The organism is Pseudomonas sp. TE3644 (genome assembly GCF_056278815.1).
Genome location: NZ_JBWBQF010000001.1, coordinates 4,497,442 through 4,523,845, shown reverse-complemented (window position 1 = coordinate 4,523,845; position 26,404 = coordinate 4,497,442). Strand labels below are relative to the sequence as shown.

Below are 26,404 nucleotides of genomic sequence, written 5' to 3'. Positions count from 1 at the left end.
GGCTTGGTGCAGTGTTGTGGGTGACAGGTGCATGGCTGGGGGTAGTGTTGTGGGTGACAGGTGCATGGCTTGGTTTTTGTGTTGCTCTTGAGATTGAGCGCCGCCCGCGCGGCGCTTCGCGGGCAGAGCCCGCTCCCACGTTTGTTTCGGGCCAGTTATGCCTGTGCCATCTCCTTTTGAGCCTTGTTTGTTCAGTGGAGATCTGCAGTGAAAAAACAAAGCGGACGAGGTGGTAGCACAGACAAAATTGGCCCGAAATAAATTGTGGGAGCGGGCTTGCGCGTGAGGCGGCGAAGCGCCGTGCGGACGGCGCTCGATCTCAAGGGCGCTGCAAAATCATCGCCATGCACCTGTCAGCCTTGATGCACCCTGCAGCCAACCCTGTAGCCGCTGCCGCAGGCTGCGCTGGCCCTCATTTACGCTGGAGGTCTCCAACGAGGCATAGGGCCAGCGCAGCCTGGCGGCAGCGGCTACGCGGTTGTGTGTATCAGGACGTGAATCAGGACTTGGCGGGCTGCCACCCACCCCCCAACGCAACCATCAACCCCACACTCGCCTGCAACCTGCGCGTCTGCACATCCTGCAACTTGCGCTGGGCATCCAGCGCCGCCGTCTGCGCCGTCACCACGTCCAGGTAATTCACCGCACCCGCTTCATAGCTGTTCATCGCCAACGTCTGCGATTGCGTCGCCGCATCCACCGCCGCCTGCTGGTCCGCTGCTTCCTGCTTCAAGTCACGCAGCTGCGAGAGGTTGTCTTCCACCTCGCGCAGGGCCTTCAGCACACTGCCACGATAATGCGCGCTGGCTTCGGCGAACTCGGCCTTGGCCTGGTTCTCGGCACCGGTCAGGCGGCCGCCGGTGAAGATCGGCAGGTTGACCACCGGGCCAATCGCCCAGAAGCGGTTGGTGGCGCTGAGCACGTTGCCCACGCCCATGTCCTGGCCACCGAAGTAGCCGCTCAGGCTGAAGTCGGGGTAGAACGCGGCCTTGGCCACACCGATGTTGGCGTTGGCGGCAAACACCCGGCGTTCGGCGGCGGCGATGTCAGGGCGGCGTTGCAGCAGGGTGCTGGGCAGCTCGGCTGGCACGTCGGGCAGGGCCGGGAATTTGGCGATGGTGGCCAGTTTGAAGGTGGTCGCCGGCTGGCCCACCAGCTCGCCGATGGCGTGCTCGGTGAGGTTGCGCTGGTTGATCACGTCGTCCAGTTGCGCCTGGGCCTGGGCCAGTTCGCTTTGGGCGCGGGTCATGTCCAGTTCGCTGGCGATCTGGCCTTCGTAGCGGTCGCGGGTCAGGTTGAGGGCCTGGGTGTAGTCGTCCAGCGAGGTTTTCAGAATGGCCTGCTGGGCGTCCAGCCCGGCCAGGGTCAGGTACAGGTTGCTGAGCTGGCGTTGCAGGCTCTGGCGGGCCACTTCCAGGTCGTCGGCCGAAGCCTGGGCCTGGGCGTCGCCGGCGGCCACGCGGTTGCGTACCTTGCCCCAGAAGTCCAGGTCCCAGTTCAGGGTGAAGGCCGCGGTGTTGGTGTTGTACACGTTGGGCTGGTCGCTGCCGCGCAGCGGTTTGTTCTCGGACTGGCGCTGGCGCACGCTGGAGCCGGTGGCGCCGATTTCCGGGAACAGGCCGCCATGCAGCTGGCTGGCGTAGGCCTGGGCAGCATCGAAATGCGCCAGGGCTGCGGCCAGGTCAGGGTTGGCGCTGATCAGTTTGCCTTGCAGGTCGTTGAGCTGTGGGTCGTTGTACAACGACCACCATTGTTGCGGCACCTTGTCGGCCGGCTTGGCGGCCTGCCACGGGCCACTGTAATGCAGCGGAATCGGTGCGTCCGGCACTTTGTAGGTCGGCGCCAGCGAGCAGCCCTGGAGCACCAGGGCCATCGCCGCTACCAGGCGGTTAAGCTTTAGGGGCATGGGTGCCTCCTGCCTCGGCCAGTTTCACCGGGTCGTTCTCGCGCAGGGAGTCCGGCGGGTTGTCGATGACCTGGTCGGTAGGGGCCAGGCCCTGGTCGATGAACAGGGTGGCGCCCAGGTCCATGCCGATGTGCACGTTGCGCAGGTGCACGTGGTTCTGCGCATCGACTACGGCCACCTGGGTACCGGCGGCGCGGAAGATCAGCGCGCTGCCCGGAATGCTCACGCCCTGGCTGCCGGCGGGCACCTTGAGGGTGACTTCGGTGTAGTCACCTGCCAGCAACGCGCCCTTGGGGTTGTCGGCGACGAACTGGGCCAGCATGGTGCCGGACTTGGCGTCCACGGCGTTGGAGTTGCCCACTAACTGCGCGTCGAACTGCTCGCCCGGGTGCTCCGGCACGGTCAGGGTCACGTGCATGCCTGTTTGCACGGCGGCGGCGTAGTTCTGCGGCACGGGCACGTAGAGGCGCAGGCGGTGGGTGTCGGCGACTTCGAACAGGTCCGGACCCGAATCGGCGTCGGCCTTGATCAACTGGCCAACGTCGGTGTTACGGGCGGTCACGGTACCGTCGAACGGCGCGCGCAGGGTCTTGTAGTTGGACAGGTCGGTCAGCCGCGCAAAATCGGCGCGGGCTGCCTCTACGTTAGCCTTGGCGGCGTCGGCGTTGGCGACTTTTTCGTCCACTTCCTGTTGCGAGACCGAGTGCGTGCTCAGCAGGTGCTGCCAGCGCGCGGCGCTGGTCTGGGCCAGTTTTTCGTCGGCCTGTTGCTGCAGCAGGTGGGCACGGGCCTGGGCCAGTTGTTGGTCCAGGTCCGGGCTGTCGATTTCGGCCAGCACTTGGCCGGCTTTCACCGGGGTACCGATGTCGGCTTTCCAGTCCTTCAGGTAGCCGCTGACCCGGGCGTGGATCGACGCCTGGCTCCAGGCCTGCAGGTGCGCGGGCAGCACCAGGGTGTCGCCGGTGGTGTTGTGGATGGGCTGGAACACGCTGACGATCGGCATCGACTGGGCTTCGGTCCAGGTCGAAACGTTGTCATCGTGACGGGTCCGGGCGGCCAGGCCGCCGGCCACCAGCACGGCAGCCAAGGTCAGGCCGCCGACGCCGAGCACCATCAGGCGCTTGCGCGAAGGCTTCTTTGCGATGGTCGGTAGGGAATCAGACGACATGGGACGTTTCTCCAACGGAAAGCTTGGTGGTGCGGCGTCCATGCACAAGGCTGAACACCACCGGAACGAAGAGCAGGGTGGCCGTGGTGGCCAGGATCAGGCCGCCGATGACGGCGCGACCCAGTGGGGCGTTCTGTTCCTGGGAAATGGCCAGCGGCAGCATGCCGATGATCATCGCCAGGGCGGTCATGCACACCGGGCGGAAGCGGGTGAAGCCGGCTTCCATGGCGGCCAGCAGGGCGTCGCCGTGCACGTCCAGGCGTTCTCGACAGAAACTCACCACTAGGATGGAGTTGGCGGTGGCCACACCCATGCACAGGATGGCCCCGGTCAACGCCGGTACCGATAGCGAGGTGCCGGACAGGAACAGTATCCAGACGATGCCCGCCAGTGCCGCCGGCAGGGCGGTGATGATCACGAACGGGTCGAGCCAGGATTGGAAGTTGACCACGATCAGCAGGTAGATCAGCACCACGGCGCCCAGCAGGCCCAGGGACAGACCGCTGAAGGCCTCATGCAAGGCGTCGATCTGGCCGTGCAGGGTGATGGTGGCGCCCTTCGGACGGTGGGGTGCGGCCAGGTCGATGGCTTTCTGGATGTCGCTGGCGACGCCGCCCAGGTCCCGACCTTGGACGTTGGCGTAGATGTCCAGGGTTGGCTGGATGTTGTAGTGGGTGACCACCGCCGGGGTGTCGACGCGGTGGATGGTGGCCAGGCCGCCGAGGATCTGCGATTGGCCGTTGGCGCCGGTCACCGGCAGGGCTTCGAGTTCCGGCATGCTGTCGAGGCGGTACTGCGGGGTGGCCGCGACGATCGAGTAGCTGATGCCGTTTTTCGGGTTCAGCCAGTAAAGTGGCGATACCTGCGAGCTGCCGGCCAGCGAAGCCACCATGGAGTTGGTCACGTCACGCTCGGTAATGCCCAGGCCATTGGCGCGTTCACGGTTCACGTCCACTTGCAGGGTCGGGTAGCCGTTGGACTGCTGAATGCGCAGGTCGGCGATGCCGCGTACATGCTTGAGGGCGCGTTGCAGTTCCAGGGCGTAGGCGTGGTTGGCGTCGTTGTCGGGGCCGGAGATTTTCACGTCCAGGGGCGCCGGGGCACCGAAGTTGAGAATCTCGCTGCTGATGTCAGCCGGCAGGAACGAGAAGGTGCTGCCCGGGAAGCTTTCTGGCAGTACTTCACGCAGTTTTTTCACGTAGTCGGCGGTCGGCTTGTGGCCTTCCTTCAGGGTGACGGAGATATCGCCGTCCTGCGGGCCGGTGGTACCGCTGGCGCTGTAGGCCATGTCGATACCGCTGAGCGGGATACCAATGTTGTCGATCACGGTGTCCAGCTCGTTGGCCGGCACCACTTGACGGATGCGCGCTTCGATACGGTCGAAGGCGGCGGCGCTTTCCTCGATACGGGTACCCACCGGCAGGCTGACGTGCAGCGACATGGCGCCGGCGTCAGTGGCCGGGAAGAAGTCTTCACCCAGGGTTGGCAGCAGGGCGAAGGACGCCAGCACGCAGACCATGAAGCCGATCAGGAAGCGCTTGCGGTTTTCCAGGGCCAGGGTGAGCACACCGTGGTAGCTGTCACGCACGTTGCTGAAGCGCTTCTCGAAGCCCTGCTGGAAGTTGAGCAGGCCTTGCACGAACGCGCCGTGCTTGGGTTTGTGCTGGTCGCCTTCGTGGTGGTTAAGCAGGGCGTTGTCCGGATGACGACCTTCACCTTCCTCGACCACGTGGGGCTTGAGCAGGAACATCGCCAGGGTCGGCACCAGGGTACGCGACAGGATGAACGAGGAGGCCATGGCGAAAATCACCGCCAGCGCCATGGGGCGGAACAGGTAGCCGGCAATGCCTTGCAGCATGAACATCGGCACGAACACGATGCAGATACACAGCAGGGACACGAAGGCCGGGCCCACGATCTGCTTGGCGCCGTCGAGGATGGCGTCTTTCACCTGCTTGCCTTGCTCAAGGTGCCAGTTGATGTTCTCGATGGTCACCGTGGCATCGTCCACCAGGATACCAACGGCCAGCGCCAGGCCCCCGAGCGTCATTACGTTGAGGGTCTGGCCGCTGACCGCCAGCAGGGCGATCGCCGACAGTACCGCCAGGGGAATCGAGGCGGCGATGATGATGGTCGAGCGCCAGCTGCCCAGGAACAGCAGGATCATGGCACTGGTCAGCAGGGCGGCGATGATGCCTTCGCGGGCCACGCTGCCCACCGATTCCTTCACGAACACCGAGGCGTCGCCCAGCATCGAGGTTTTCAGCGACGGCGGCAGGGTTTCGTTGATCAACGGGAACATGTCGCGAATGCTTTGCACAATCGACAGGGTGGAGATGTTGCCGTTTTTCAGGGCCGGCATCAGTACCGCGCGACGGCCGTCCACCCGCACGATGTTGGTCTGCGGCGGCGAGCCGTCACGCACGTGGGCCACCTGGCCAACGGTGATCACCGCGCCGTCCACCGTCTTGATCGGCAGGTCGTTGAGCTGCGAGATGGCGTCCGGGCTGTTGTTGAGTAGCACGGTGTATTCATCGCTGCCCAGCTTGGCGGTACCCACCGGCACGATCTGGTTCTGCGCGGCCAGGGCGTTGCTCACGTCCTGCGCCGACAGGCCCTTGGCGGCCAGCGCCTGCGGGTCTAGGTCGAGGGTGATCTGACGCTGCTTGCCACCCATGGGGGTCGGCATGGCCAGGCCCGGTACGGCGGAAAGCGGCAGGCGGATGGAGTTCTGCACCAGGTCACGGATACGCGCTTCGGACAGGGTGGGGCTGGAGAACGCCATCTGCAGGATCGGCACCGTGGAGGCGCTGTAGTTGAGGATCAGCGGCGGGGTGATGCCCGGTGGCATCTGCTTGAGCACGGTTTGCGACACCGCGGTCACCTGGGCGTTGGCGGTACGGATGTCCACGCCCGGCTGGAAGAAGATCTTCACGATGCCCATGCCCGGCAGCGATTGCGACTCGATGTGCTCGATGTCGTTCACCGTGGTACTGAGCGAGCGCTCGTAGGTGTAGATCACCCGGCCGGCCATCGCGTCCGGCGACAGGCCGGTGTACGACCACACCACGGCAATCACGGGGATGCCGATGTCGGGGAACACGTCGGTAGGGGTCCGCATCGCGGACAGGGGCCCGATGATGCAGATGAATATCGCCAACACGATAAACGTGTACGGCTTGAGCAATGCGGTCTTTACCAGCCCTAGCATGCCAGGAACCTCCAAAGGGTTTGCGTATGCTGGCAAGTCTTGCTGGCGGCACCTAACACAACGCTTTCACGAAGGTGAAAGATGTTTTAAGGCGCAACTGAAATTCGTTTCACGGTGATTCATTGGTGTTGAAAGAGGGGCGCCACCACACTTTGCATCGATCGAAAACGACTTGCCATGGCAGGCCAACGTCCAACACCTTTGAGGAATACCCCATGAATGCGAAAACGCTAATGCTGGTGCCCATGCTTGGGCTGGTTGGCCTGTTGTCGGCCTGCGCCGGCCCCATGCCGCAGCCCAACCCGAACGATGCCTGGGTGGGCTTGAAAGAAGAAACCCAGAACTCGATGCTGGCGGAACAAGTGGATGGCAAGAACCTGAAAGATGGCCGTTACTTCCAGGTCAAGCCCGGCGAGCACAAGCTTGAAGTGCTGCTGTACGAAGAAAGCACCGCCCAGCAGGACGACCAGACTTGCCGCGCAACCATTGATTACAAGGGCTTCAAGCAGGGCAAGCATTACACCCTGGTGGAGAGCAGCCTGGGCGACACCAACCTGCGTGCTGATCTTAAGAACGATCAGGGCAAGACTGTCGCCTCGACCGATAACTTTGATTGCATGTCGGGCTGAGAGTGACGCGGTGAATCAAGGCCCTGGCACTGCGGTGTGAAGGGCCTTTTTTGTGGTTCATGCAGAAGAATGTAAGGACATGCCCACACCGCTTTGATGTCGACTACATAAGGCAGACAACTCCGGCCTCACAGGCGCTGGCACGGTGCAATACATGTAGCTGCCGTAGGCGGCGTCTGATCCATGCTGCTGTAGCCGCTGCCGCCAGGCTGCGCTGGCCCGTGTGAACCTTGAAAATCTTCAGTGAGGCTCAGGGCCAGCGCAGCCTGGCGGCAGCGGCTACAGAGCCCCAGGTACCAGCAACTGTCTTGAAATGGCGTCGAGTGCATCGCGACCAAGGTCGGCTCCTACGCCGTACGTGGTAGGAGCCGGCCTTGGCCGCGATGCAAACGACGCCGTCCTGTAGCTGCCGTAGGCGGCGTCTGGTCCATGCCGCTGTAGCCGCTGCCGCCAGGCTGCGCTGGCCCGTGTGAACCCTGAAAATCTTCAGTGAGGCTCAGGGCCAGCGCAGCCTGGCGGCAGCGGCTACAGAGCCTCATGTACCAGCAACTGTCTTGAAATGGCGTCGTTTGCATCGCGACCAAGGTCGGCTCCTACGCCGTACGTGGTAGGAGCCGGCCTTGGCCGCGATGCAAACGACGCCGTCCTGTAACTGCCGTGGGCGGCGTCTGGTCCATGCTGCTGTAGCCGCTGCCGCCAGGCTGCGCTGGCCCGTGTGAACCCTGAAAATCTTCAGTGAGGCTCAGGGCCAGCGCAGCCTGGCGGCAGCGGCTACAGAGCCTCATGTACCAGCAACTGTCTTGAAATGGCGTCGTTTGCATCGCGACCAAGGTCGGCTCCTACGCCGTACGTGGTAGGAGCCGGCCTTGGCCGCGATGCAAACGACGCCGTCCTGTAACTGCCGTAGGCGGCGTCTGGTCCATGCCGCTGTAGCCGCTGCCGCCAGGCTGCGCTGGCCCGTGTGAACCCTGAAAATCTTCAGTGAGGCTCAGGGCCAGCGCAGCCTGGCGGCAGCGGCTACATTTGCTGCAAGTGCCATGGCGCTGCCTGTTTCCCGCCCCATTGCGAACTGGCGCAACGCGTTGCAGTCGGATTTACTGGTACCCTGATAGGGTCAATGTATTTCCGACTGCCAGGTGCCAATGGACCGCTACGCCCCCCACCAGTGGCTGCCCCACGAAAAACCGAGCCTGCCCGGTTCGCCGTCCACGCCCCTGCATCCCACGCCCAAGCGCGTGGCGTTTGCGCTGGTGGGCCTGCTGGTGGCGATTACCGGCGGGCTAGGCAATGCGCTGGTCACGGCCAACCTGCAGTTTCTGCAAGGCGCCCTGGGCGCCACCCAGGCGGAAATGGCCTGGCTGCCCGCCGCCTACGTCATGACCAACATCTCCATGAACCTGGTGCTGGTCAAATTCCGCCAGCAGTTCGGCCTGCGTGCCTTCACCGAAGTGTTCCTGGTGCTCTACGCCCTAGTCACCTTCGCCCACCTGTTCGTCAACGACCTCAACTCGGCCATCGCCGTGCGTGCCGCCCACGGTATGGTCGGTGCGGCGCTGAGCTCCCTGGGCCTGTATTACATGATCCAGGCGCTGCCGGCAAAATGGCGGCTCAAGGCGCTGGTGCTGGGGCTGGGCACCTCGCAATTGGCGCTGCCCTTGGCCCGGGTGTTCTCCGAAGACCTGCTGCAAATCGCCGAATGGCGCGGCTTGTATCTGTTCGAGCTGGGTCTGGCGCTGACCGCCCTGGGCTGCGTGTTCATGCTCAAACTGCCGCCCGGCGACCGCTTCAAAACCTTTGAACCGCTGGACTTCCTGACCTTCGGCATCCTGGCCACCGGCTTCGCCCTGCTGTGCGCCGTGCTGTCCCTGGGACGTATCGACTGGTGGCTGTCGGCGCCGTGGATCGGCTGGGCCTCGGCAGGGGCCATCGTGCTGATTTTCACGGGCCTGGCCATCGAGCACAACCGCAGCAACCCCATGCTGATGACCCGCTGGCTGGGCAGCGGCGTGGCCATCCGCCTGGCGCTGGGGGTGATCCTGATTCGCATGGTGGCGTCGGAGCAGTCCACCGGCGCCGTCGGTTTTCTGCAGGCCCTGAACATGAGCCAGGAGCAGATGCGCAGCCTGTACTTCGTGATGCTGGTGGGCGCTATCGCCGGCCTTGCCGTCAGCGCCTGGACCATCCGCCCCGAGCACCTGTTCATGCCACTGATCGTGTCGCTGGCGCTGATGGCCACCGGCAGCTACATGGACTCGTTTTCCAACAACCTGACGCGGCCCTGGAACATGTATTTCAGTCAGTTCCTGCTGGCGTTCGGCGGCACGTTCTTCGTTGGCCCGACCATGGCGTTGGGCACCCGCAACGTCATCACCAACCCGCGCAACCTGATCAGCTTCTCGGTGTTGTTCGGCATCTGCAACAACCTGGGCAGCCTGGCCGGCGCGGCGTTGCTGGGCACCTACCAGATCGTGCGGGAGAAATTCCATTCCAGCATCATTGTCGAACAGCTGACCCTGCTCGACCCCCGCGTCGTCGCGCGGGTGCAGAGCTCGGCGGCCAGCTACGCTTCCGCCGTGGCGGACCCAGCGGCGCGGACCAAACTGGGGTACCAGGCGTTGTCCACCGCGGCCACCCGCGAGGCCAACGTGCTGGCCTACAACGACGTATTCATGTTCATTTGCGTGGTGGCAGTACTGACCATGCTCTGGATTTTCATTCGCAGCCTGTGGCTGCTGACCACCACCCAGGCCGCGCCGCCGGCGCCGCCTCCCGTACCTGCCAGCGGCGCGCCCCATCCATGACCGAACCGACCACCACGACTACCAACGCCATCGCTTCCACCCCCGAAGGCGTGGCCCCACCCGCCACGGCGCCGCGCTCGCTGCGCGTGCGGGTGATCTCTTCGCTGATGTTCGCCAGCGTCGCCATTGTCGGCGTGCTGATCGTGCTCTACGCCTGGGAGCTGCCGCCGTTCAGCAGCAAGGTGCAGAGCACCGAAAACGCCCTGGTGCGCGGCCAGACCACCATCATCGGCCCGCAACTGGCCGGTTACGTATTCGAAGTGCCGGTGCAGGACTTCCAGTTCGTGAAGGCCGGCGACCTGCTGGTACGCCTGGACGACCGCATCTATAAACAGAAGGTCGACCAATCCCTGGCCCAGCTGGAACAGGCCAAGGCCACCCTGGCCAACAACCTGCAGCAGCGTCGCAGCGCCGAAGCCACCATTGCCCAGCGCCAGGCGGCCATCGGCGACAGCGATGCCCAGGCGCAGAAAAGCGCCGCCGACCTGCGCCGCAATCAGGACCTGATCAGCGACGGCTCGGTGTCCAAAAGCCAGCTGGACGTGACCCGCGCCGCCAACGCCGCGGCCATCGCCAGCCTGGCCCAGGCCAAGGCCGCGCTGGAAATCTCCAAACAGGACCTGCAGACCGTCATCGTCAACCGCGCCTCCCTGGAAGCCAGCGTCAGCAATGCCGAAGCCGCCGTGGAACTGGCGCGCATCGACTACGCCAACACCCGCATCACCGCGCCGCGCGACGGCCAACTGGGCCAGATCAGCGTGCGCCTGGGCGCCTATGTCAGCTCCGGTGCGCAACTGATGGCGCTGGTGCCCGACAACCTCTGGGTCATCGCCAACATGAAGGAAACCCAGATGGCTGACGTGCGCGTGGGCCAGCCGGCCACCTTCACGGTCGATGCCCTCAACCACCTGAAGCTGCGCGGGCATGTGCAGCGTATCTCGCCGGCCACGGGGTCGGAGTTCAGCCTGTTGCAGGCGGACAACGCCACGGGCAACTTTGTGAAGATTGCCCAGCGCATACCGGTGCGCATCACGGTGGACAAGGACCAGCCGGAGGCGCAGCGGTTGCGGCCGGGGATGTCGGTGGTGGTGAGTATTGATACAGGGTATGTGGTGGAGGATGACCGTGGGGTGCCGGAGCGGGGGGAGGAGGATTGAGGGGGTGGGGCGACGCCCCGATACGTTCACCAGGCAACCAGGACTTTCCCGGCAAGGACTGCTTCATGATCGAATTCAACGTTGGCGACTGGGTACTTGCCCTCATTACCCGCTGGTTCTGGAGTGCCGTGCTCGTCACGTTCATTGTGCTATGGCTTGTTACCCGCTCGCGTCTTAATGCAATCCGCAAGCATCTGAGCGGCCTGTCCATCCCCAACGGCTATGGCGCCGATGCTTTGCAGAGAGTGGTAATGGTGCTGCGTGATCCGCTACCGCACGTGCTGGACGGCAGCGTGCCTGCCCGGCAGATCATCGGGTTTCCGAAAACCTTGCGGCTTTGGATAGTGCTGCCCAGCGAAGTGTTTTTCTATTTGGCACTGGGACTTATGCTTACGCCAGTGCTGAGCCTGTTCTCCGAAAGCTGGCAAGCCGATAGCACTGAGCAGGAGCGCTTGGTGGTGGGGGCGATGGGCATTTGCGCTTTAGGATTCGGGGCCGGAATGGCCCTCTATACGATATTCAGCTGGCGCTGCGTCGAGCGTCTGGAGCATACCGTGGGCGGGCCGACCATGGTGGAGCAGCACCGCGCTATCAGTGGGGACTCGCTGATGGGGCGCCAGCGTCGCATGGCGTTGATCAGTACGCTGCTGAAAGATCAAAAAGCAGGGCTGAGGTTGCCTCACCTGACCAGCAGCAGCCCTTGGCTGGTGTCGAGCGCTTGGCGCCTGGCAGTGATCGTGCCGGGCCGGCTGGCACGCCTTACTGCCGGCATCTACTTTCTGTTGTGGGCGTTGCTGTTTATGTGAGTCCCTGCGCGTAGCCGATGCCGCCAGGCTGCGCGAGCCCTGGACCCACCGCAAATCTGCAGCGTATCGAGGGGCCAGCGCAGCCTGGCGGCAGCGGCTACAGGCGTGTGCAGCTGGGTGTGCCAGAACCTCAGCGCACCATGCACGGCTTCTTGTTATCGAACTTCCACCCCGAAATCAGGAACTGCATCGCCACGCTGTCATCGCGCGCGCCCAGGCCCATGCCTTTGTACAGTTCATGGGCCTTGGCCACGGCGTCCATGTCGATGTCCACGCCCAGGCCCGGCTTGGCCGGGACCTTCACGTAGCCGCCTTCGATCTGCAGCGGGGCCTTGGTCAGGCGCTGGCCGTCCTGCCAGATCCAGTGGGTGTCGATGGCGGTGATGTCGCCGGGGGCGGCGGCGGCCACCTGGGTGAACATGGCCAGGGAGATGTCGAAGTGGTTGTTGGAGTGCGAGCCCCAGGTCAGGCCCCATTCGTTGCACATCTGCGCCACGCGCACCGAGCCCTGCATGGTCCAGAAGTGCGGGTCGGCGAGGGGGATGTCCACCGATTGCAACTGGATGGCGTGGCCCATTTCGCGCCAGTCGGTGGCGATCATGTTGGTGGCGGTGGGCAGGCCCGTGGCGCGGCGGAATTCGGCCATCACTTCGCGGCCCGAGTAGCCGTTTTCAGCGCCGCACGGGTCTTCGGCGTAGGCCAGCACCTTGTGCTGGTCGCGGCACAGGGCGATGGCTTCTTTCAGCGACCAGGCGCCATTGGGGTCCAGGGTGATGCGCGCGTCGGGGAAGCGTTCGGCCAGGGCGGTGACGGCTTCGATTTCTTCTTCGCCGCGCAGTACGCCGCCCTTGAGCTTGAAGTCGTTGAAACCGTACTTGGCCTTGGCAGCTTCGGCCAGGCGCACCACGGCTTCGGGGGTCATGGCCTTTTCGTGACGCAGGCGGCTCCAGTCGTCGCTGGCATCGGGTTCGCTGCGGTAGGCCAGGTTGGTGGCGCTGCGGTCACCGACGTAGAACAGATAGCCGAGCATTTTCACGGCGTCGCGTTGCTGGCCTTCACCCAGCAGGGCGGCCACCGGCACTTCCAGGAACTGGCCCAGCAGGTCGAGCAGGGCGGCCTCCATGGCGGTGACGGCGTGGATGGTGATGCGCAGGTCGAAGGTCTGCAGGCCGCGGCCGGCGGCGTCGCGGGCGGCGAAGGTGCTGCGTATCTGGTTGAGCACGCGCTGGTACTGGCCGATGGGCTGGCCTACCACCAGGCTGCGGGCGTCTTCCAGGGTTTCGCGGATGCGTTCGCCGCCGGGTACTTCGCCCACGCCGACGTTGCCGCTGCTGTCGGTGAGGATGACGATGTTGCGGGTGAAGTACGGGCCGTGGGCGCCGCTGAGGTTCATCAGCATGCTGTCGTGGCCGGCCACGGGGATCACTTGAAGCTGGGTGACGACGGGGGTGCGTTGGCTGCTCATGTCGGGTTCCTTGTCAGAGGGAAGTCAGTGTGCTTTGCCCAGGGCGGTGCCGTGCAGGGGCGCGCTGGGGGTGGCAGTCGGGGCTTTGGGCTGGGTGCGGGCGAAGAACACCAGCACCGCGGCCAGGATCGAGGTGGCGGTCAGGCCGTACAGGCCGCCCTGGATGGAGCCGGTGCTCTGTTCCAACAGGCCGAAGGTGGCCGGGGCAACGAAGCCGCCCAGGTTGCCCAGGGAGTTGATCAGGGCGATCACAGCGGCGGCGATGCGCACGTCCAGGTAGGCCTGGGGGATCGGCCAGAACAGCGACGAGGCCGACTTGAAGCCGATGGCAGCGAAGCACACGGCGACAAAGGCAAAGACCGGCCCGCCCGTGGTGGACAGGAACATGCCGGCGGCAGCGATCAGCAGCGCGGTGGCGACCCAGGCCTGCTGGAAGCGGAATTTGCCCGACAGCGCGGCGAAGCCGTACATGGCGATGATCGAGATCAGCCAGGGGATGGAGTTGAACAGGCCCACCTGCATGTCGCTGAGGTCGCCCATCTTTTTGATGATGCTGGGCAGCCAGAAGGTGGCGGCGTAGATGGTCAGTTGAATGCAGAAGTACAGCACGCAGAAGATCAGGATCTGACCGTCCTTGAGCAGCTTGCCCAAGGTGGGCTTGATGATGTGCAAGGCGTCGCGGTCTTTCTGTTCCTGGTCGATGGCGTCGACCAGTGCGTCTTGTTCCGGGCGGCTCAGCCATTTGGCGTCATGGGGCTTGGAGTCCAGCCAGAACCACACGAAGAAGCCCAGCAAAACCGACACCATGCCTTCGATGGCGAACATCCACTGCCAGCCTTTGAGGCCCAGGCCGTCGAGTTGCAGCAGTGCGCCGGACAGCGGCCCGGAGATCAGCGAGGCGGCGGCCGAGCCGCTGAGGAAGATGGCGATGGCCTTGCCGCGTTCAGCGCCGGGCAACCAGCGGGTGAAGTAGTAGAGCACGCCGGGGAAGAAGCCGGCTTCGGCGACGCCCAGCAGCACCCGCAGGATGTAGAACTGGGTCTCGTTCTGCACGAAGGCCATCATCGTGGCGACGATGCCCCAGGTGAACATGATGCGCGTCAGCCACACGCGGGCGCCGACTTTTTGCAGCAGGATGTTGGAAGGCACTTCGAACAGCGCGTAACCGATGAAGAACAACCCGGCGCCCAGGCCATAGGCCGCCGCACCGATGCCCAGGTCGTGCTCCATGTGCGTGCGCACAAAGCCGATGTTGACCCGGTCGATGTAGTTGACGATGAACATCAGGACGAAAAGCGGCAGTACATGGCGCTTCACTTTGCTGACGGCGCGTGCCAGCAGCGGATCGCCGTCGAGGACGGCTGAGGACTGCGTTGAATTGGTCACAATTCAAAATCTCCCACTGATTATTTTTATGCGGGTAGGGGCAGGTGGTTACCTGTTGCCAGTCATCGTACAAGTCGAGTTCATTTGAAGCAATGGGTTTTAGTGGAATGAGTTGATCTAAGCATGACGATCAACGCAGCAGGACCGATCTAAAAATACACCTGTAGCCGCTGCCGCCAGGCTGCGCTGGCCGGGGTGGTCGCTGCAGATCTCCAGTGAAGGACAGGGCCAGCGCAGCCTGGCGGCAGCGGCTACAGGCGTGCTTGTATGATGTGTTTATCAATCGTGGTGTGGCGCTTTGCCACACAGTGATGGCGTTTTGAAATTGATCTGGATCAATTCTCGCCAAAGGGGCGGCGACAAGAATGGCGCACCTCCACCGAGTAGCCCTCATGACCGGTCATTTCGACTTTCTGAAGAAACCGCTGGGCAAGGAAATCGCCCTGATTCTGGTGATCAAGCTGGTACTGCTGGTGGGGATCCGTCTGGTGTGGTTCGGCCCGGCGGCAGACGTCAAGGACGACGGCACGAATGTCAGCCGACATCTGTTCGGCACCCCCTCCGCCCCCCTTGAGAAGAGTCCGAAATGATTTCCGAATCAGTCGTCGACCTATCCCGGCTGCAGTTCGCAATGACCGCGCTGTATCACTTCCTGTTCGTGCCCCTGACCATCGGCATGACCTTCCTGCTGGCCATCATGGAGTCCGTCTACGTGATGACGGGCAAGCAGGTGTACAAGGACATGACCCGCTTCTGGGGCAAACTGTTCGGCATCAACTTTGCCCTGGGCGTTACCACCGGGCTGACCATGGAGTTCCAGTTCGGCACCAACTGGGCCTACTACAGCCACTACGTGGGCGACATCTTCGGTGCGCCGCTGGCCATCGAAGGCATGATGGCGTTCTTCCTGGAGTCGACCTTCATTGGCCTGTTCTTCTTCGGCTGGGACCGCCTAAGCCGGGTGCAGCATTTGAGCGTCACCTGGCTGGTGGCAATCGGCTCGAACCTGTCGGCGCTGTGGATTCTGATCGCCAACGGCTGGATGCAGAACCCGGTGGGTGCCGAATTCAACTTCGTCACCATGCGCATGGAACTGGCCACCTTCAGCCAGTTGCTGCTCAACCCGGTGGCGCAGGTGAAGTTCGTGCACACGGTGGCGGCGGGTTACGTCACCGGCGCGATCTTTGTGCTGGCGATTTCCAGCTGGTACCTGCTCAAGGGGCGCGACATCGGCTTTGCCCGCCGCTCGTTCGCCATTGCTGCAGCGTTCGGCCTGGCCTCGGTGCTGTCGGTGATCGTGCTGGGTGACGAGTCCGGCTACGAGATCGGCGACGTGCAGAAAACCAAGCTGGCCGCCATCGAGGCCGAGTGGGACACCGAGCCGGCCCCGGCGTCGTTTACCCTGTTCGGCTTGCCCAACCAGGCCGAGCAGCGCACCGACTACGCGGTGAAGATCCCCTATGTGATGGGCATCATCGCCACCCGTTCGGTGGACAAGCAGGTCACCGGTATCAAGGACCTGGTCAGCGACCACGAAGTGCGTATCCGCAAGGGCATGCTCGCCTACCAGGCGCTGGGTCGCCTGCGTGCTGGCGATCACAGCGACCAGGCCCTGGCCGACTTCAATGCCGTGAAGAAAGACCTGGGCTACGGCCTACTGCTGAAGAAATACACCGACAAGGTGGTCGATGCCAGCGATGAGCAGATCAAGCAGGCGGCGCTGGATTCCATCCCCGGCGTGGCCTCGATTTTCTGGACGTTCCGCCTGATGGTGCTCAGCGGCTTCCTGATGCTGATGCTGTTGGTGTGCGCCTTCTGGGCCTCGGCGCGCAAGAACGAAACCCGCAAGCGCTGGCTGCTGCGCTGGGCGGTGTTGAGCCTGCCGCTGCCGTGGGTGGGGACGCAGACCGGTTGGTACGTGGCCGAGCATGGGCGCCAGCCCTGGTCGATCGGTGAGGTGCTGCCCGTGCATTTGTCGGCGTCCAGCCTGTCGTCGGCGGACGTGTGGGCCTCGCTGCTGGCGCTGGTGGCGTTCTACAGCGTGCTGCTGGTGATCGAGATGTACCTGATGATCAAGTTCGCCCGCCTGGGGCCGAGCAGCCTGCACACCGGCCGCTACCACTTCGAGCGCGATGGCCACGCCGTTGCTGACAAAAAACAGCACGGCGCCGAGCTGACCCTGATTAAAGGAGCCCACTGATGTTCGACTACGAAAACCTCAAGCTGATCTGGTGGGTGCTGGTGGGGGTGTTGCTGATCGGCTTCGCCCTGACTGATGGCTTCGACCTGGGCGCGGCGGCACTGATGCCGTTCGTGGGCCGCAACGACAATGAGCGTCGCGTGGTGATCAACACCATCGCGCCGCACTGGGACGGCAACCAGGTGTGGCTGATCACTGCTGGCGGTGCGCTGTTTGCGGCGTGGCCGCTGGTGTATTCGGCGGCGTTCTCCGGGTTGTACTGGGCACTGCTGCTGGTGCTGTTTGCGCTGTTCGTGCGGCCGGTGGGTTTCGATTACCGCAGCAAGCTGGAAAACACCCGCTGGCGCCAAAGCTGGGACTGGGCGCTGTTTGTCGGCGCGCTGGTGCCGTCGCTGGTGTTTGGCGTGGCCTTCGGCAACTTGCTGCTGGGCCTGCCGTTCCAGTTCGATGACAGCCTGCGCAGCAGTTATCACGGCTCGTTCTGGCAACTGCTGAGCCCCTTCGGCCTGGTGGCCGGGGTGGTCAGCCTGAGCATGCTGACCCTGCACGGCGGCACCTGGCTGATGATGCGGACCGAGGGCGCCATCGGCCAGCGTGCGCGGTTGGCGTCGCTGTTGCTCGCATTGGTGTACCTGTTGGCGTTCCTGGGCGCCGGCGCATGGTTGGAGCTGGGCGATATCCAGGGGCTGTCGATTACCTCCAGTTTCGACCCCAATGCCGCGCTCAACCCGCTGGCCAAGACTGTGGAGGCGGGCAACCACGGGTGGCTGGGCAACTATGTGCGCTATCCGTTGACTGGCATCGCACCGCTGCTGGGTGTGTTCGGCGGTGTGCTGGCCTTGCTGGCGTCGTTGGCCGGCAAACCGCGTTCGGCCTTCCTGGGCAGCAGCCTGGCCATCGTCGGTACGCTGTGCACCGCAGGCTTTGCGCTGTTCCCCTTCGTCATGCCGTCCAGCCTCGACCCGGCGTCGAGCCTGACTGTGTGGGACGCGGTGTCCAGCCACACCACGCTGATCATCATGCTGGTGGCGGCGACGATCTTCGTGCCGCTGATCCTGTGCTACACGCTGTGGTGCTACGCAAAGATGTGGGGCAAGGTCACCACCGCGCACATCGACAGCAACCCCCACAGCCTTTACTGAGGAGTGACCGACATGTGGTATTTCGCCTGGATATTGGGTGTGTTGCTGGCCTGCAGCTTCGGCATCATCAACGCCTTGTGGCTGGAAGCCAGCGGCTCGCTGGACGAGGAGGGCGCGGGTGAACGCTGAAGCCATGGGGGCGCTGCGGCGCCCCGGCAGCCGCTGGGTGTCGTTGGCGCTGGTGCTGCCGTTGAGCCTGATTTTGCTGGTGCACCCGGTGTTGCTGCTGGATGGACGCGGGCAGTACAGCCATGGGCTGTTGATGCTGATGTTGTGGGGCATTGCGGCGGGGTACGTGCATGGGGTGGGGTTTGACCCGCGGGCGTGGTGCTGGCGGGTGGTGTTTCATCCGTTGGTGGCCTGGTCATTGATGATCCTCGGATACGCCACCCTGTAGCCGCTGCCGCGAGGCTGCGCTGGCCCCATGCCTCACTGCAGATCTTCAGGGGTCACGCTGGCCAGCGCAGCCTGGCGGCAGCGGCTACAGGTGTGTAGGGGGCTGTTGGTGGTAAGCTGGTTCATGACCCTTTCTGGCGGAACCCGTTGGCATGCACGACCCAATCAACGCCCCCACGCGCAAGCGCGCCACCAGCCTGGCCCATGACCTGGTCGAGGCGCTGCGCCAGCAGATTCTGCTGGGGCAGTTCCGCCCCGGCGACAAGCTGCCGTCCGAGCCTACCATCGTGCGCGAGCACGGCGTCAGCCGCACGGTGGTGCGCGAGGCCATCTCCAAATTGCAGGCCTCGGGCCTGGTGGAAACCCGTCACGGCATCGGCACCTTCGTGCTGGAGCGTGAGTCGCAACTGGGCTTGCGCCTGAGCCTGGACACCGCGGCCAGTGTGCGCGGCATTCTCGAATTGCGCATGGGCCTGGAGGTGCAGGCCGTGGCCCTGGCGGCCGTGCGCCGCAGCGACGATCAGCTGCAACGCATGCGTCAGGCACTGGCCGATTACCAGGCCTCCCTGGCCAATAACGACAGCTGCGTGGAAGAGGACAAGCGCTTCCACCAGTTGATCGCCGAGGCCACGGGCAACACCTATTTCACCGAGATCATGCAGCACCTGGGCGACACGATGATTCCGCGTACACGGGTTACGGGTGATGAGCGCGGGGATGCCGATTTTGCGCGGCTGGGCTACCTGGCGAACCAGGAGCATGAGGCCATTCTCAATGCCATCCGCAAGCAGGACCCGGATGCGGCGCGGGCGGCGATGGTGTTGCACCTGACCAACAGCCGGGATCGTTTTTCCGGGGGGTGAATCGGTGGCGCCTGCTTCCCGAGCTTCGCCCGGTCCCACAAGCGGATAGCGCGTTCCGCTTGTGGGACCGGGCGAAGCTCGGGAAGCAGACGACGCGGATTTACTGCCAACCGAAGCGGCGGATATAGAAACGCTTCATCGCCTGGGTCAACGCCACATACGCCACCAGAATCAGCGGCAAAAACGCAAAGTACAGCGGCGGCAGCGCCTGCAGTTTGAAGTAGTGCGCCAGCGGCCCCATCGGCAGGAAGATGCCGATCGCCATGATCACCCCGGTCATCACCATCAACGGCATGGCTGCGCGGCTTTGCAAGAACGGCACTTTCGGTGTGCGGATCATGTGCACCACCAGGGTCTGGGTCAGCAGCCCGACGATGAACCAGCCCGACTGGAACAGGGTCTGGTGCTCAGGGCTATTGGCGCCGAACACGTACCACATCAGGGCGAAGGTGGTGATGTCGAACACCGAGCTGATCGGCCCGAAGAACAGCATGAAACGCCCCACCTCCGCGGGCTGCCAGCGCTGCGGTTTCAGCAGCATCTCGTCGTCGACGTTGTCGAACGGCACAGCGATCTGCGAAATGTCGTACAGCAGATTCTGCACCAGCAGGTGCATCGGCAGCATCGGCAGGAACGGGATGAACGCACTGGCCACCAGCACCGAGAAGACGTTGCCGAAGTTGGAGCTGGCGGTCATCTTGATGTACTTGAGCATGTTGGCGAAGGTGCGACGGCCTTCCAACACGCCTTCTTCCAGCACCATCAAACTCTTTTCCAGCAGGATGATGTCGGCCGCCTCCTTGGCGATGTCCACGGCGCTGTCCACCGAAATACCGATATCGGCAGTGCGCAGGGCGGGGGCGTCGTTGATGCCGTCGCCCATGAAGCCAACCACGTGGCCGTTGGCCTTGAGCAGGCGCACGATGCGTTCCTTGTGCGCAGGTGTCAGTTTGGCGAACACGTTGGTGGTTTCCACGGCCACGGCCAGTTGCGCGTCGCTCATGTCCTCGATGTCGTTGCCCATCAGCTGGCCTTGCTGGGCCAGGCCCACTTCGCGGCAGATCTTGGCGGTGACCAATTCGTTGTCGCCAGTCAGCACCTTTACCGCTACGCCGTGTTCGGCCAGGGCCTTGAGCGCGGGCGCGGTGCTTTCCTTGGGCGGGTCGAGGAAGGCCACGTAGCCGATCAGGGTAAGTTCGCGTTCGTCGTTGAGGCCGTAGGTGTCCTGGGTTGGCGGGCGCTCGCTGGCGGCCACGCCTACCACGCGCAGGCCTTCGGCGTTGAGCTCGGCGGTCACGTGGCGGATGCGTTCCAGCAGGGTCTCGTCCAGCGGTTCCACCTGGTCGCCGTGGCGCACCTGGTGGCACACCGACAGAATCTCTTCCACGGCGCCTTTGCAGATCAGCACGTGGTGCTGGTCGTGCTCGGCCACCACCACCGACATGCGCCGACGATTGAAGTCGAACGGAATCTCATCGACCTTGCGGAAGGCAGTGGCCACCTGCAGGTCGCGCTGCACTTCCACGTGCTCCAGCACGGCCACGTCCAGCAGGTTTTTCAGGCCCGTCTGGTAGTAGCTGTTGAGGTAGGCCATCTCCAGCACTTCATCCGATTCCTGGCCCCACACGTCCACGTGGCGCGCCAGGAAAATCTTGTCCTGGGTCAGGGTGCCGGTCTTGTCGGTGCACAGCACGTCCATGGCGCCGAAGTTCTGGATGGCGTCCAGGCGCTTGACGATGACCTTCTTGCGCGACAGGAACACCGCGCCCTTGGCCAGGGTCGAGGTGACGATCATCGGCAGCATTTCCGGGGTCAGGCCCACGGCGATGGACAGCGCGAACAGCACCGCTTGCATCCAGTCACCCTTGGTGAAACCGTTGATGAACAGCACCAGCGGCGCCATCACCAGCATGAAGCGGATCAGCAGCCAGCTGATCTTGTTGACGCCGCTCTGGAACGCTGTCGGCGCGCGGTCGGTGGCGCTGACGCGCTGGGCCAGGGCGCCGAAATAGGTGCCGTTACCGGTGGCGACCACCACGGCAGTGGCGGCACCCGACACCACGTTGGTGCCCATGAACAGAATGTTGTCCAGCTCCAGGGGGTTGCGTGTGGCCGGGTCGCGCAGTTGCACGAATTTTTCCACCGGCATGGATTCACCGGTCATGGCCGCCTGGCTGACGAACAGGTCCTTGGCGCTCAGCAGGCGGCAATCGGCGGGGATCATGTCACCGGCGCTGAAGATCAGCACATCGCCGGGCACCAGTTGCTTGATCGGCAGCTCTACGCGCATGTGCCCATCGGCATTGCGCCGGCGCACGGTGGCGGTGTTGCTGACCATGGCCTTGAGGGCGTCGGCGGCCTTGTTGGAGCGCGCTTCCTGCCAGAAGCGCAGCAGGGTGGACAGCACCACCATGCTGCCGATCACCAAGGTGGCTTTCATGTCTTCGGTGACGAAGGAGACGACGGCCAGCAGGGTCAGCAGCAGGTTGAACGGGTTTTTGTAGCACTGCCACAGGTGCACGTGCCAGGCCAGTGGCTGCTCGTGTTCCACCTCGTTGAGGCCCACGCGGGCGCAGATGTCCTGGGCCTGGGCTTCGCTCAGGCCATCGGCGTGGCTGCCCAGGCGTTCGAGCAGGGCCTGGCTGTCACCGCCCGCGGCCGCTACCAGGCTGTGGGCCAGGGTAGGGGGTATCTCGCGGCTGACGTTGGCGTCATTGAGGGTTTCGAACAAGGCCAGGCGGCGGAAGTGCCGGGCGATGTGGCGGGTTCGCAGGAAACCTGCGAAGAACTCTTTGAGCAGGGTGACATTCATGGCGCTGCTTTCCCCAGGTGGCAGTGGAGAGACCATCGCGCAGGCACGTGCGCTGTCCTGGCTGCAGTGTTGCAGGCCGGGGCAGGGGGAGTCTGTGGAGAAGGGAAGGCTGCGGCAGCCCGCAATGGGGTGCCGGCAGGATTGCCGTCTCTCGCGTCAAGGCGAGACACGGCAGGGAAACTGCGCGTTATCTCGCCGAGAAAATGCCGGTATCGATGACCGGCCGACTACTGTCGCTCGAACAAGTGCCCACGTGGGGTCTCCGCGGTGATTGAAAACGCGCGCAGCATACGCTTGGGGTTTGTGGGGGACAATAGCCAGCGGGCCATCATGAGGGAAGTTTCATTTTCGCCGCCAACACACCCGTAGCCGCTGCCGCAGGCTGCGCTGGCCCTATGCCTCACTGAAGATCTTCAGGGTTTACACCGGCCAGCGCAGCCTGTCGGCAGCGGCTACATGACTACGCCTCGAGTTCCAGGGCAAACAGTTCAGCCAAGGTCTGACGACGACGAATCAGCTTTACCTGATCCCCATCCAGCAGCACTTCCGGAATCAACGGACGGCTGTTGTAGTTCGACGACATCGACGCCCCATAGGCCCCGGTGGTGTGGATCACCAACAGATCGCCCACTTCGGCGCGCGGCAGCAGGCGCGGCGCCACCAGGCCACCTTCGTGCTGGGTGAACACATCACCCGATTCGCACAGCGGTCCCGCCACCACGCTAGGCTGCAACGCCCCGGTGCGCGGCTGACCATCGCGGTCCAGCAGGGTAAAACCGTGATAGCTGCCGTACATCGACGGGCGCATCAGGTCATTGAAGCCGGCGTCCACCAGCACGAAATGCTGGCTGCCCATGTCCTTCACCGCGCGCACTTCGGTGACCAGCGTGCCCGACTCGGCCACCAGGAAACGCCCCGGCTCGATCTCCAGGCGCACCGGGTGGCCCAGGTGGGCCTGCACGCGCTGGCGGGCGCTGTTCCAGATGGCCGCGTAGCGCTCGGTGTCCACCGGCTGCTGGTCATCCTTGTAGGGCACCGACAGCCCGCCGCCGGCCGAGATGGCCTCCAGGTCGTGGCCCATGCCGATCACCGCGTCGGCCATGGCCGTGCACACTTCTTCCAGGTGCGCATAGTCCACGCCAGAGCCGATGTGCATGTGCAGGCCCACCAGTTGCAGGTCGTACTGGCGCACCACGGCCATGGCTTCACCCAGCTGGCTGTGCCAGATGCCGTGCTTGCTGTTCTCGCCGCCGGTGTTGGTTTTCTGGCTGTGGCCGTGGCCAAAGCCTGGGTTCAAACGGATCCAGACACGGTGGCCGGGGTGCTGCTGGCCCAGTTGGCGCAGCATGTCGATGCTGCCGCAGTTGACCTCCACGTCCAGCTCGATGATACGGGCCAGCGTCGGGCGGTCCAGCAGGTCGCAGGTGAACACCACGCCGGCCGGCTCGCCTTGCGGGCTGAAACCGGCCAGCAGGGCGCGTTCGATCTCGCCCAGCGACACCGCGTCCACCTGCACGCCTTGTTCGCGCATCAGCTTGAGCACGTGCACGTTGGAGCAGGCTTTCTGGGCGAAGCGGATCACGTCGAAGCCCTGCAGTTGGCTGATGCGCTGGCGGATGATGGCCGCGTCATAGGTCCAGAAGGGGGTGGCGTGTTGCTGAACGAGGGGCAGGATGCGATCGAACATGGTCGTGTGGCCGTGAGGTTGGACAGGTGGCCATCATGCGCAAATCGAGGCATTCAATAAAATATCTGTTTTTTCTTGAGCCATTCAGTTCTGATATGGGCTGAATTTGTCTGCGAGGCTGTGTATGGACATCTCCCTGCGTCATATCGAAGTGTTTCGCGCCGTGATGAACGCCGGCAGCGTGACCGGTGCCGCGCAATTGCTGTTCAGCTCCCAGCCCACGGTCAGCCGCGAGCTGGCGAGGCTGGAGAGCCTGCTGGGCATGGCGCTGTTTGTGCGTGAGCGAGGCCGGCTGACGCCCACGGCCCAGGGATTGATGCTGTTCGAGGAAGTGCAACGCGCTTATGTGGGCCTGGAGCAGATCGCCAGCGTCGCCGATTCCATCCGCCGCTTCGACCAGGGCCAGCTGAACATCACCTGCCTGCCCATGTTTGCCCAAGTGCTGCTGCCGGCCGCGTGCCAGGCGTTCAATCGTGAGTACCCAGGTGTGGCAGTGAGCATCACCGCGCAGGAGTCGCCGGCGCTGGAGGAATCGCTCAGCGGCCAGCGCTTCGACCTGGGCCTGATCGAAAGCCGGCATCCGCCACGGGGCACGCGGGGTTTCGAGCTGTTCTGTGCGGACATGGTGGCGGTGCTGCCGCCGGGGCATGCCCTGGCCGGCAAGGCGCGGCTGGAATTGATCGACTTCGATGGCCAGGCTTTCATCAACCTGTCGGGGCTGGACCTGTACCGCAAGATGCTGGATGAGCAGTTCCGCCGCGCCAACGTGCAGCGCCTGGCGGTGATCGAGACCAGCACCGCCGCGTCGGTGTGCGCCATGGTGCGTCAGGGCCTGGGGGTGGCCATCGTCAACCCGCTGACCGCGCTGGATGAATCTGCCCGAGGCCTGGTGTTGCGGCCCTTGGCGGTAGCGGCGCCGTTCAGCGTCAGCCTGATCCGGCCGCAATACCGGCCTGCGTCGGTGCTGGTAGAGGCGTTCACCGAGTGCCTGAAGACCGAAGCGGCCCGGCTGAGTACTGCCCTGTAGCCGCTGCCGCCAGGCTGCGCTGGCCCTGTGCCTCGCTAAAGATCTTCAGTGCACATGATGGCCAGCGCAGCCTGGCGGCAGCGGCTACAGGGCCGTGACCGCGGCGTAGCCGTTACAGATCAGCCAACGCCTCACGCAGGTTCACATCCGGCGCGCTTTGTTCATTGAGGTCAAGCTGGCCTTCCAGGTCCACCAGGTGATGCAACATCGCGTGGATGGCGCTTTCGCTGCTGCCGGACTGCAGCGCGTCAAGAATCGCCTGGTGGTCGTCACAGCGGCACGACGGCGTGTCCAGGCGCTGGTACAGCGACACGATCAGCGAGCTGCGCACGATCAGGTTGCCCAGCATTTCGCGAAGCAAACGATTGCCACACAGATCGCCCAGCATCAGGTGGAATTCGCTGCGCACCCGCACGGTTTCGCGACGGTCGCCGCTGGCCGAGGCCTGGCGTTCGGCGTCCATCTGCGCTTTGATCAGGTCGGCATTGGCGGCCAGCACCTCGGGGGTAACGCCCTCGACGATCGCGCGCTCGATGGCGCGGCGGGCGGCGAACACTTCCCGGGCCTCCTGGGCCGTGGGCTGGGAGACGATGGCGCCGCGGTTGGTCTCGATGGTGACGATGTGCTGCATGGCCAGGCGTTGCAGGGCCACCTGCACGTGGTTGCGGTTGGCTTGCAGGGTGTCGACGATCTGCGCCTCTACCAGCCGCGTGCCAGGCCGCAGGCGTTGCTGGGCAATGGCGCGCGACAGCACGTCGACGATGCGGGTGACTTCCAGCTGTTTGGCGGTGACGGTGACAGAAACCATATTTCCTCGAACGGTGTGCCCATGCAGAGCCTGGGTGCAATGGGGCCGCATTATCCGCCAGCGAGGCGGGCCTTGAAAAGGTCGGCAGCGGCCCGCGAGGGGGGAAATGTCGCAATCAAACCATTGCAAGATGCTGCTTGCGACGGGGCGGTGGGCAGGCCTGGTCCAGCTTTTCGAGGTCTTCGCTATCCAATTGGATGCTGGCCGCAGCGGCATTCTGCCGTACGTGGTCGGGGTGCACGGCCTTGGGAATGGCGATCACCCCGTCCTGGCGCAGCGCCCAGGCCAGGCACGCCTGGGCGGCGGTGATGCCGTGCTTGTCGGCAATGCCCTGGACAGTGGCGTGGCGCAACAGCTTGCCGCCCTGGGCGATGGGGCAGTAGGCCATGGTCGGCAAATTGCGCTGGCGGCTCCAGGGCAGCAGGTCGAATTCGATGCCGCGCGCCTCCGGGTTGTACAGCACCTGGTTGGTGGCGCAACGCGGGTCGTCCAGTTCTTCCAGGTCGTCGACGTCGAAATTGGACACGCCCCAGCGGCCGATCTTGCCCTGTTCGCGCAGGCGCTCGAAGGCTTCCACAGTCTCGGCCAGCGGGTACTGGCCGCGCCAGTGCAGCAGGTACAGGTCGATGTGCTCGGTGCCCAGGCGCTTGAGGCTACGCTCGCAAGCGGCCACCACGCCGTTGCGGCTGGCGTTGTGCGGGTACACCTTGCTGACCAGGAACACCTGGTCGCGGCGCCCGGCGATGGCCTGGCCCACCACCTGTTCGGCGCCGCCTTCGCCATACATCTCGGCGGTGTCGATCAGGTTCAGACCCAGCTCGATGCCTTGCTGTAGCGCGGCCACTTCCTGGCGCTTGGCGCTGGGGTCTTCGCCCATGCGCCAGGTGCCCTGGCCGATGATGGAGACGGCGGTGTCTGCGAGTGGATGATGGCGCATGGC

The 26,404-nt window shown here is 64.2% G+C and carries 20 protein-coding genes; 11 read left to right on the top strand and 9 right to left on the bottom strand.

Going from position 1 to position 26,404, the window contains the following annotated elements; translation table 11 throughout:
- Window positions 1-499 precede the first annotated feature (499 nt).
- The 3 genes from ACZ9GA_RS19850 to ACZ9GA_RS19840 are packed head-to-tail and all read right to left on the bottom strand — an operon-like array spanning window position 500 to window position 6,285.
- A complete protein-coding gene (locus ACZ9GA_RS19850; RefSeq protein WP_457361100.1) occupies window positions 500-1,906 on the bottom strand; it encodes an efflux transporter outer membrane subunit in 1,407 nt (468 codons plus the stop codon).
- Window positions 1,890-3,074 (bottom strand): efflux RND transporter periplasmic adaptor subunit, encoded by a 1,185-nt coding sequence (locus ACZ9GA_RS19845; RefSeq protein WP_457361101.1) that lies wholly within the window; start codon window positions 3,072-3,074, stop codon window positions 1,890-1,892. The genes ACZ9GA_RS19850 and ACZ9GA_RS19845 overlap by 17 nt, the downstream gene beginning before the upstream one ends.
- Complete coding sequence (locus ACZ9GA_RS19840; protein WP_457361102.1) at window positions 3,064-6,285, bottom strand: efflux RND transporter permease subunit; 3,222 nt, start codon at window positions 6,283-6,285, stop codon at window positions 3,064-3,066. The genes ACZ9GA_RS19845 and ACZ9GA_RS19840 overlap by 11 nt, the downstream gene beginning before the upstream one ends.
- 215 nt (window positions 6,286-6,500) lie before the next feature.
- Between ACZ9GA_RS19840 and ACZ9GA_RS19835 the strand changes: the two genes are divergently transcribed.
- The 4 genes from ACZ9GA_RS19835 (at window position 6,501) to ACZ9GA_RS19820 (ending at window position 11,678) form a co-directional block, all read left to right on the top strand.
- Window positions 6,501-6,914: a PA0061/PA0062 family lipoprotein gene (locus tag ACZ9GA_RS19835; RefSeq protein WP_455921414.1), complete on the top strand. Its 414-nt coding sequence runs from the start codon at window positions 6,501-6,503 to the stop codon at window positions 6,912-6,914.
- A gap of 1,142 nt (window positions 6,915-8,056) precedes the next feature.
- Window positions 8,057-9,715 (top strand): MFS transporter, encoded by a 1,659-nt coding sequence (locus tag ACZ9GA_RS19830; protein WP_457361103.1) that lies wholly within the window; start codon window positions 8,057-8,059, stop codon window positions 9,713-9,715.
- Window positions 9,712-10,872 carry an HlyD family secretion protein gene (locus tag ACZ9GA_RS19825; RefSeq protein ID WP_457361104.1) on the top strand — a complete coding sequence of 387 codons (1,161 nt, stop codon included), beginning with the start codon at window positions 9,712-9,714 and terminating at the stop codon, window positions 10,870-10,872. Before ACZ9GA_RS19830 ends, ACZ9GA_RS19825 begins: the two co-directional genes overlap by 4 nt.
- 65 nt (window positions 10,873-10,937) lie before the next feature.
- Complete coding sequence (locus tag ACZ9GA_RS19820) at window positions 10,938-11,678, top strand: hypothetical protein (RefSeq protein WP_457361105.1); 741 nt, start codon at window positions 10,938-10,940, stop codon at window positions 11,676-11,678.
- A gap of 130 nt (window positions 11,679-11,808) precedes the next feature.
- On the opposite strand, the gene gudD is transcribed toward ACZ9GA_RS19820, so the two are convergent.
- The gene (gene gudD, locus ACZ9GA_RS19815) at window positions 11,809-13,143 is read right to left on the bottom strand and encodes a glucarate dehydratase (RefSeq protein WP_457361106.1); all 1,335 of its coding nucleotides are present in this window, start codon (window positions 13,141-13,143) and stop codon (window positions 11,809-11,811) included.
- 24 nt (window positions 13,144-13,167) lie between these two features.
- Window positions 13,168-14,529 carry an MFS transporter gene (locus tag ACZ9GA_RS19810; protein WP_457361107.1) on the bottom strand — a complete coding sequence of 454 codons (1,362 nt, stop codon included), beginning with the start codon at window positions 14,527-14,529 and terminating at the stop codon, window positions 13,168-13,170.
- 392 nt (window positions 14,530-14,921) lie between these two features.
- On the opposite strand from ACZ9GA_RS19810, the gene cydP reads away from it, so the two are divergent.
- The 6 genes from cydP to ACZ9GA_RS19780 all read left to right on the top strand — a co-directional run bounded on the left by cydP (window position 14,922) and on the right by ACZ9GA_RS19780 (window position 19,130).
- Window positions 14,922-15,119 (top strand): cytochrome oxidase putative small subunit CydP, encoded by a 198-nt coding sequence (gene cydP / locus ACZ9GA_RS19805; RefSeq protein WP_027978620.1) that lies wholly within the window; start codon window positions 14,922-14,924, stop codon window positions 15,117-15,119.
- Window positions 15,116-16,729, top strand: a complete 1,614-nt coding sequence (locus tag ACZ9GA_RS19800; RefSeq protein WP_457361108.1) for a cytochrome ubiquinol oxidase subunit I — start codon at window positions 15,116-15,118, stop codon at window positions 16,727-16,729. Before cydP ends, ACZ9GA_RS19800 begins: the two co-directional genes overlap by 4 nt.
- Window positions 16,729-17,871 carry a cytochrome d ubiquinol oxidase subunit II gene (gene cydB, locus ACZ9GA_RS19795; protein WP_457361109.1) on the top strand — a complete coding sequence of 381 codons (1,143 nt, stop codon included), beginning with the start codon at window positions 16,729-16,731 and terminating at the stop codon, window positions 17,869-17,871. The genes ACZ9GA_RS19800 and cydB overlap by 1 nt, the downstream gene beginning before the upstream one ends.
- Window positions 17,872-17,883: 12 nt before the next feature.
- Entirely contained in the window at window positions 17,884-18,000 is a 117-nt protein-coding gene (gene cydX, locus ACZ9GA_RS19790; protein WP_455924820.1) for a cytochrome bd-I oxidase subunit CydX, read from the top strand.
- Window positions 17,990-18,268 (top strand): cyd operon YbgE family protein, encoded by a 279-nt coding sequence (locus ACZ9GA_RS19785; protein ID WP_457361110.1) that lies wholly within the window; start codon window positions 17,990-17,992, stop codon window positions 18,266-18,268. Before cydX ends, ACZ9GA_RS19785 begins: the two co-directional genes overlap by 11 nt.
- Before the next feature lie 151 nt (window positions 18,269-18,419).
- Window positions 18,420-19,130 (top strand): FadR/GntR family transcriptional regulator, encoded by a 711-nt coding sequence (locus ACZ9GA_RS19780; protein WP_457361111.1) that lies wholly within the window; start codon window positions 18,420-18,422, stop codon window positions 19,128-19,130.
- A gap of 100 nt (window positions 19,131-19,230) precedes the next feature.
- Here ACZ9GA_RS19780 and mgtA read toward each other — a convergent pair whose 3' ends face one another.
- Window positions 19,231-21,942, bottom strand: coding sequence for a magnesium-translocating P-type ATPase (gene mgtA / locus ACZ9GA_RS19775; RefSeq protein ID WP_457361112.1), 2,712 nt, complete (start codon window positions 21,940-21,942; stop codon window positions 19,231-19,233).
- 460 nt (window positions 21,943-22,402) lie between these two features.
- The gene (gene lysA, locus ACZ9GA_RS19770; protein WP_457361113.1) at window positions 22,403-23,629 is read right to left on the bottom strand and encodes a diaminopimelate decarboxylase; all 1,227 of its coding nucleotides are present in this window, start codon (window positions 23,627-23,629) and stop codon (window positions 22,403-22,405) included.
- A 124-nt stretch (window positions 23,630-23,753) separates the two neighbouring features.
- Between lysA and ACZ9GA_RS19765 the strand changes: the two genes are divergently transcribed.
- Window positions 23,754-24,656, top strand: coding sequence for a LysR family transcriptional regulator (locus ACZ9GA_RS19765; protein ID WP_457361114.1), 903 nt, complete (start codon window positions 23,754-23,756; stop codon window positions 24,654-24,656).
- A 112-nt stretch (window positions 24,657-24,768) separates the two neighbouring features.
- Here the strand turns inward: ACZ9GA_RS19765 and ACZ9GA_RS19760 are convergent, their stop codons facing one another.
- Entirely contained in the window at window positions 24,769-25,464 is a 696-nt protein-coding gene (locus ACZ9GA_RS19760; protein ID WP_457361115.1) for a GntR family transcriptional regulator, read from the bottom strand.
- 115 nt (window positions 25,465-25,579) lie between these two features.
- Window positions 25,580-26,401 (bottom strand): aldo/keto reductase, encoded by an 822-nt coding sequence (locus tag ACZ9GA_RS19755; RefSeq protein WP_457361116.1) that lies wholly within the window; start codon window positions 26,399-26,401, stop codon window positions 25,580-25,582.
- Window positions 26,402-26,404: the final 3 nt, after the last annotated feature.

Excerpts from the sequence above, each read along its gene's own strand:
- ACZ9GA_RS19850 (WP_457361100.1), bottom strand. The coding sequence starts at position 1,906 with ATGCCCCTAAAGCTTAACCGCCTGGTAGCGGCGATGGCCCTGGTGCTC.
- ACZ9GA_RS19845 (WP_457361101.1), bottom strand. The coding sequence starts at position 3,074 with ATGTCGTCTGATTCCCTACCGACCATCGCAAAGAAGCCTTCGCGCAAG.
- ACZ9GA_RS19840 (WP_457361102.1), bottom strand. The coding sequence starts at position 6,285 with ATGCTAGGGCTGGTAAAGACCGCATTGCTCAAGCCGTACACGTTTATC.
- ACZ9GA_RS19835 (WP_455921414.1), top strand. The coding sequence starts at position 6,501 with ATGAATGCGAAAACGCTAATGCTGGTGCCCATGCTTGGGCTGGTTGGC.
- ACZ9GA_RS19830 (WP_457361103.1), top strand. The coding sequence starts at position 8,057 with ATGGACCGCTACGCCCCCCACCAGTGGCTGCCCCACGAAAAACCGAGC.
- ACZ9GA_RS19825 (WP_457361104.1), top strand. The coding sequence starts at position 9,712 with ATGACCGAACCGACCACCACGACTACCAACGCCATCGCTTCCACCCCC.
- ACZ9GA_RS19820 (WP_457361105.1), top strand. The coding sequence starts at position 10,938 with ATGATCGAATTCAACGTTGGCGACTGGGTACTTGCCCTCATTACCCGC.
- gudD (WP_457361106.1), bottom strand. The coding sequence starts at position 13,143 with ATGAGCAGCCAACGCACCCCCGTCGTCACCCAGCTTCAAGTGATCCCC.
- cydP (WP_027978620.1), top strand. The coding sequence starts at position 14,922 with ATGACCGGTCATTTCGACTTTCTGAAGAAACCGCTGGGCAAGGAAATC.
- ACZ9GA_RS19800 (WP_457361108.1), top strand. The coding sequence starts at position 15,116 with ATGATTTCCGAATCAGTCGTCGACCTATCCCGGCTGCAGTTCGCAATG.
- cydB (WP_457361109.1), top strand. The coding sequence starts at position 16,729 with ATGTTCGACTACGAAAACCTCAAGCTGATCTGGTGGGTGCTGGTGGGG.
- cydX (WP_455924820.1), top strand. The coding sequence starts at position 17,884 with ATGTGGTATTTCGCCTGGATATTGGGTGTGTTGCTGGCCTGCAGCTTC.
- ACZ9GA_RS19780 (WP_457361111.1), top strand. The coding sequence starts at position 18,420 with ATGCACGACCCAATCAACGCCCCCACGCGCAAGCGCGCCACCAGCCTG.
- mgtA (WP_457361112.1), bottom strand. The coding sequence starts at position 21,942 with ATGAATGTCACCCTGCTCAAAGAGTTCTTCGCAGGTTTCCTGCGAACC.
- lysA (WP_457361113.1), bottom strand. The coding sequence starts at position 23,629 with ATGTTCGATCGCATCCTGCCCCTCGTTCAGCAACACGCCACCCCCTTC.
- ACZ9GA_RS19765 (WP_457361114.1), top strand. The coding sequence starts at position 23,754 with ATGGACATCTCCCTGCGTCATATCGAAGTGTTTCGCGCCGTGATGAAC.
- ACZ9GA_RS19760 (WP_457361115.1), bottom strand. The coding sequence starts at position 25,464 with ATGGTTTCTGTCACCGTCACCGCCAAACAGCTGGAAGTCACCCGCATC.
- ACZ9GA_RS19755 (WP_457361116.1), bottom strand. The coding sequence starts at position 26,401 with ATGCGCCATCATCCACTCGCAGACACCGCCGTCTCCATCATCGGCCAG.